4 protein-coding genes are annotated in these 6,326 nt (G+C 46.7%); all 4 read right to left on the bottom strand.

The window, feature by feature from the left end:
- Positions 1-104: 104 nt before the first annotated feature.
- Entirely contained in the window at positions 105-2,591 is a 2,487-nt protein-coding gene (gene recG, locus QT974_RS25115; RefSeq protein ID WP_333471127.1) for an ATP-dependent DNA helicase RecG, read from the bottom strand.
- Positions 2,592-2,811: 220 nt separating this feature from the next.
- Positions 2,812-3,714, bottom strand: a complete 903-nt coding sequence (locus QT974_RS25110; protein WP_333471126.1) for a hypothetical protein — start codon at positions 3,712-3,714, stop codon at positions 2,812-2,814.
- Positions 3,715-4,125: 411 nt separating this feature from the next.
- A complete protein-coding gene (gene tsf / locus QT974_RS25105) occupies positions 4,126-4,788 on the bottom strand; it encodes a translation elongation factor Ts (RefSeq protein ID WP_333471125.1) in 663 nt (220 codons plus the stop codon).
- A gap of 341 nt (positions 4,789-5,129) precedes the next feature.
- Positions 5,130-5,957 (bottom strand): 30S ribosomal protein S2, encoded by an 828-nt coding sequence (gene rpsB, locus QT974_RS25100; RefSeq protein WP_333471124.1) that lies wholly within the window; start codon positions 5,955-5,957, stop codon positions 5,130-5,132.
- Positions 5,958-6,326: the final 369 nt, after the last annotated feature.

Here is a 6,326-nt window from a genome sequence, read left to right as displayed (position 1 = left end):
AACCTGCCTCCGCAGGTTTCCGAGGGGGCGATTTAAATTGCGTTATTTTATTCAGTTGGCGTCCGGCGGACTTCGTTTTTGTAGACGCGGTTTCAACCGTACGTCTAAGTCAAAATCGAGCCGCTCATCATCCGCCGATATCTGCGATCCAATTCATCCCGCACCACCGGCCACTGATTCAAACTTTCATCATTCTCAATTACCATTTGAGCGGCCGCCCTCGCCAACTCCAAAACCTCCTGATCCTCCACCAAACTCGCCAAAGCAAAATCCGGCAAACCCGACTGCCGCATTCCCAAAACCTGACCTGGCCCGCGCAATCTCATATCCATTTCTGCAATAAAAAAGCCATCTTGAGATTGTTCTAAAACCTTCATTCTCTGCATAGCTTCGGCAGCCTTAGAACCAGGCATTAACAAACAATAGGAACGATTGCTGCCCCGACCGACTCGACCTCGCAACTGGTGCAGTTGCGACAGTCCAAAACGCTCGGAATTTTCAATCATCATTACCGTTGCATTCGGCACGTCTACTCCCACTTCCACGACAGTAGTAGATACTAAAATATCAGTTTCTTTGTCTCGAAACTTAGTAATTGCCTCATCTTTGTCCGCACTACTCATCCTGCCGTGAAGCAAACCCACTTTAAACTCGGGAAATACACTGTTTTGCAGTTTTTCTTGTTCCTCAATTGCCGATCGCACATCCAGTTTTTCCGACTCCTCCACCAGAGGCAGCACCACATAAACCTGACGCCCGCCCGCCACTTCCCGACGAATCAAATCGTAAGCCTGAAGGCGTTCTTTCGCAGACAGGACGGTCGTTTGAATCGCCTGCCGCCCGGGGGGAAGTTCATCAATTTGACTCACGTCTAAATCGCCGTGCAGCGTCAGCGCCAGAGTCCGGGGGATCGGAGTAGCCGTCATCGTCAAAACGTGGGGAGATTCGCCTTTTTGCTGCAATTTAGCGCGCTGCTGCACGCCGAATCTGTGCTGTTCGTCAATTACAGCCAAACCCAATTTATGGAAATTTACCGTATCTTGAATCAGCGCGTGAGTTCCGACTAAAACAGGCAATTCTCCGGTTTCTAACTGGCTGTGAATTTCCCGGCGTTTGGCTACTTTGGTCGAACCAGTTAACAGTTCGACAGACAAGTGCATCAAATTAAACCAACCTACCAATTTGCGATAATGTTGTTCTGCTAAAACTTCTGTGGGCGCCATTAAAGCAGCTTGATAACCGCATTGAATTGCTGCTAGCATTGCGACTACGGCGACTACAGTTTTGCCCGCGCCGACATCGCCTTGCACTAATCGGTTCATCGGTTGCGGCGAAGCTAAATCATTTAAGATGTCGTTAATGACTCTTTTCTGAGCATTTGTCATTGCAAAAGGCAATATTTCATAGAAATGTTCGATCAATTTGCCGCCTTGAAGAATGACGGCGCTAGCTTGAGCTTTTCTTTGGGTTTGGCGGCGCTTTAAAAGTCCTAATTGCAGGTAGAAAAATTCGTCAAAAACTAGGCGGCGGCGGGCGGCGGACAAGCAATCGCGATCGAGCGGAAAGTGAATATTTGCCACCGCATCGGCTAAACCCATTAAGCCGTAACGATCGCGCAAATCGTCCGGTAGCGATTCTGGTAACAGTTTCGCGGCGCCAATTGCAGCTAAGATCGATCGCCTCACCGAACCCGCATCTACCCCTTCCGTCAGCGGATACACTGGGATCAGGCGGCCGACTTTCATCGATTCGATCGCACCGCCGGAGTCATCTAAGACTTCTAACTCGGGATTTTCTAAAGTAATGCCGTATTTACCTTGCTTCACCAACCCGGAAGCAGCAATTATTGCACCAGTACAATACTCGCGCTTTTTGAATTCTTGCCAGCCGCGATTGCTGTAGCGAGGCCCGGCAAAAAAGCGACTGATTTTAATTTCTCCGGTACGATCTTTTAAAATTACTTCTAATATCGTTAATTTCTTATTTTTCGGGCTAGAAAAGCAATTGCAGCGCTTAACTTCGGCGATTAAAGTGACAGTTTCGCCTGCTACTAACTCGCGAATTCGTACTTGTTTTGCATAGTCGATGTGGTTGCGGGGATAGTAGTAAAGCAAGTCGTATACGGTATCTAAACCGAGTTTTAGCAACCGATTGCCGTTGGCGGGGCCGATGCCTGTCACGCGCGTTAACGGTTGATCTAGCGTCAGACTGGCTGGTGGGGGTGCTGTGTTAAGGGGTGCGGTTCGAGGAACTGAAACGGCTGGAGTGCTTGAATCAGCAGCGTTTTCTGGTCTAGCTTGTGTGGTTTGTTCTTCCCAAAGTTGCTCCATTTGTCGGAGGAAACTGACTGTAATGGCGATCGAATGTTGGCGCGCTTCGAGATCCTTCTGAGGGTAGATGTCAAATTCCGCAGCTAGTTGTCTGGCGCGATCGCGTGAAGTACCTGCCACAGCACCTGCGAGCTGTCTCAAACTCAGGCCGAGAAACTCGCTGAAGCGGTATTGACTGCCTTGGATATCGTTAAATCCGCGATCGGCTTCTACTGAAAGAGCTTTTTGCAATCGCAGCCATTCTGGTTGGTTATTAGTCATCAGTCATTAGTTATTAGTCATCAGTCATTAGTCATTAGTCATCAGTCATTAGTCATTAGTCATTAGTTATTAATCATAGCTCAAAAATTCCAGACAATTACCTACTGACAATTACCTACTGACAATTACCTACTGTCAACTGTCAACCGTCAACCGTCAACTGTCAACTGTCAACCGTCAACTGTCAACTGTCAACTGACAACTCTCAACTGTCAACTGACTAATCTTCAAACCAACTCGATCGCCAAGCCGACTCAGCCTCCACCACCGCCATTTCCCGCTGCTTTTTCTGGTAATCGCGACCAAGGGAGTTCAAGCGTACAGAGAGGTTGCGAATTTGCTGGCGCCAAGCCGAGGTTGCCGCATCAGCAAACTCTATTTCCGACAGCCGCAGTTTAATAGCTGTAATGTGCAGGGCCCTAGGAGAAGGTGTTTCTGGCAAGTTTTGCGGTGCTGGTGAAACATCGGTTTCAATGATTAAGTTTAATAAGTTAGGTGGGCCCGCAACGCTGTTACCTGAGGATTCAACACCAGAAGCTGCTTCTAAAACTGGTTCTGGCAATTGACTGGGCAAAATTCCATACTGTTGCAGCAAGCGGTTCGTATCGCGAGAAAGCAGGTTGATAATCTGGGCGATCGACTTTTCAATACTATTTTGCCAGCGTGCCAAACTTGCGGGGGAATTTGCAATTTCCAACTGGTAATTTGTCTCGGGAAATTGATAGTTAATTGTGGGAAATTCGATGTCTTCGTCTTGCTCGATGTCTTCGTCTTGCTCGATGTCTTCGTCTTGCTCAATGTCTTCGTCTTGCTCAATGTCTTCGTCTTGCTCGATGTCTTCGTCTGATGGCATCGCCAGACATCGAAATTTTTCTTCAGACGCGGCAGCCAAACGCCTGACAGACTGCTGCATTTTTTGGCGCCCGTCTAAGGACAACTTGAGAAACGACTCCGGCACCGATTGAGTGCAAAGGTGATAGCACGCCAAAATTAACTGCTGCCGCACCGCTTGTCCCAATGCAGTTAAATAACCCTCGTAGGTACTGCCAAACTCCAAAATCAAGGCAGCTTTAGCCTCTTCGAGTCCTGCCAAATCTTGCTCTATGCGCTCTCTTGCTCCCACTATATCTCCCGTATAAAATTAAAATAGGACGATCGGCATACTGCTAAAATACACCAATGCAAAGCTGGAATAATAAGCTATTGTGGCAAATAAATATTTTAAATCAAAAATTACTCAAATTGTTGTGAGATGTTGCTGAGGTTAACGTCTAGAATATGCAATTTAAACGAGCAACGGCTTACGCTTTTGCGTAGGGTGCAGCGGATGAGTGCAAGCAAATATGTGTGTATGGGATATCGCATGACCTCCGTAAATATGAGATGATAACTAATAACTTAGATGCGGTCATGCGGAGAACCCTCTTCAAAAACCAGATGCACCCTTTGCGTAAGTCGTGTCATCTAAAAATTAAAAATGTGAAAAATTAGCTTTTCACATTTTTAATTTTTACTTTTCAATCTCAAGTTGGGATTACTGAACACCACCCATTTGGGCTGCCACTTCATCGGCAAAGTTAGCTTCTACTTTCTCGATGCCTTCGCCCAATACAAAGCGCACGAAGCGGCGTATTTGGACATTTTCTCCAATTTGGGCGATCGTTTGTTTCACCAACTCTTCCACCGAGATATTTTGATCTCTAATATAAGGCTGATCCATCAAACACAACTCTTTTAAACGCTTTTCAATGCGTCCTTGAACAATTTTTTCTTTGATATTGTCCGGCTTGTTGCCCAAGTCATCTTTGCCCATTTCAATTGCCTTTTCTCGATCGACAATTTCGGCGGGGATATCTTCGACTTTCACGTATTCCACGTTCGGACAAGCTGCAATTTGCATCGCAATATTACGCACCAAAGCTTGGAAATCTTCGCGGCGGGCGACAAAATCGGTTTCGCAGTTAACTTCCACCAACACACCGACGCGGCCGCCAGTGTGAATGTAGCTGCCTACAATACCTTCAGATGCAACTCGTCCACCTTTCTTACCTGCCGAAGCTAGACCTTTTTTCCGCAGCCACTCAATTGATATTTCGATATCGCCATCGTTTTCAACGAGGGCTTTTTTGCAGTCCATCATCCCCGCGCCGGTTTTGTCGCGCAGTTCTTTAACAAGTTTTGCAGATATGTCCGCCATCTTCTTTAAGTTCCCCATCAAAATTATTTATTAGTCATTAGTCATTAGTCATTAGTCATCAGTCATCAGTCATCAGTCATCAGTCATCAGTCATCAGTCACTAATTTTAATGATTAGACCTGAGTCAAGAAATACCCAGTCCGCTTTAGGACGGACTTTGTACCTGTAGCGCCAGAGTTAATTCTGAGGCTGAGACAATGAATGCTTTGGGCAGAACTCTACTAATGACTTAGACTTGTGCCATTTACAATTAAAAATTAAAAATGTCCAACTAAAATTTATAATTTTTAGTTTTCAATCTTTAATTTTTAATTGCCTGGTGTTAGATGCCGATCGCAATACTAGCTTTCGGTTTCTTCGCCGTCAGCATCGCCGTCCTCGGGCTCTACATAATTGGGGTCATCCAATTCTTCGATTTCGCCATCGTATTCGGCGCCTTCGTAACCACCTTCGTAGTCGTAGTCTTCGTCAGAGTCGCCGCCTTGCTGACCGTGACGACCTTCGTAGATGGCATCAGCCAACTTGCCGACAATCAGTTTGATCGATCGAATAGCATCGTCGTTTGCTGGAATGGCAATGTCAACCAAATCCGGGTCGCAGTTGGTATCCAACAGAGAGACGATGGGAATTCCCAGCTTTTGGCATTCCAACACCGCATTATACTCGCGGCGTTGGTCTACCAACACAACTCCGTCGGGAATCTTACGCATAGATTTAATCCCGCCCAGATACTTCTGGAGTTTTGCCATTTCTCGGCGCAACACAGAAGCTTCTTTTTTCGGCAACAAATCTAGGGCGCCGATTTCCTCGCGGCGTTCCAAATCCTTGAGGCGCTCGACGCGGGACTTAATCGTTGTCCAGTTGGTGAGCATTCCCCCCAGCCAGCGCTGGTTGACGTAGTAAGCACCGCAGCGTTGAGCTTCTTGAGCTACAATCCCGGCAGCTTGGCGCTTTGTACCGACGAACAAAAACTTTTTACCTTTTTCCGAGGCCACTCTCATGTACTCGTAGGCATCTTCCATAAGCTGAGCGGTTTGCACGAGGTCGATGATGTGAACCCCGTTGCGCTCTGTAAAAATGTAGGGAGACATTTTTGGGTTCCACCGGCGGGTTTGGTGTCCGAAGTGAACCCCTGACTCTAACATTTGAGCCAAACTAACTACTGGCATTGTATTTTTAACTCCTGTATTCGGGTTAATCCTCCACCCGGTCGTATTTCTGAGGGTTTGCGCCCTCGAAACACCCGAAAACCCGGATGTGCGAATTTAAACAACTTTTCTAGTTTATCACTAGAAGCACCAGTTTTTCTGATTATCTTAGATCCGTAGGGTAGGGTTTTCCGTAGGGTTGGGTGGACGGTCGATTTTTTCAAAATCATGCAACTGTAGGGAAGCTCCAAACCCATGACCAGTAAATCATTCCCAATCTAAAATGGTATGAGATTTAGTGCGTGGGTTGGGTGCGGGGGGTTCAGGTTACGGTTAGAGCTAGTCCTTAGCTAGCGATTAAATAGACAAAGTGGTACACTTATAGACAAA

It is taken from the genome of Microcoleus sp. BM001215392 (genome assembly GCF_036700185.1).
Lineage (GTDB): Bacteria > Cyanobacteriota > Cyanobacteriia > Cyanobacteriales > Microcoleaceae > Microcoleus.
This window is presented reverse-complemented; position numbering and strand designations above follow the sequence as displayed.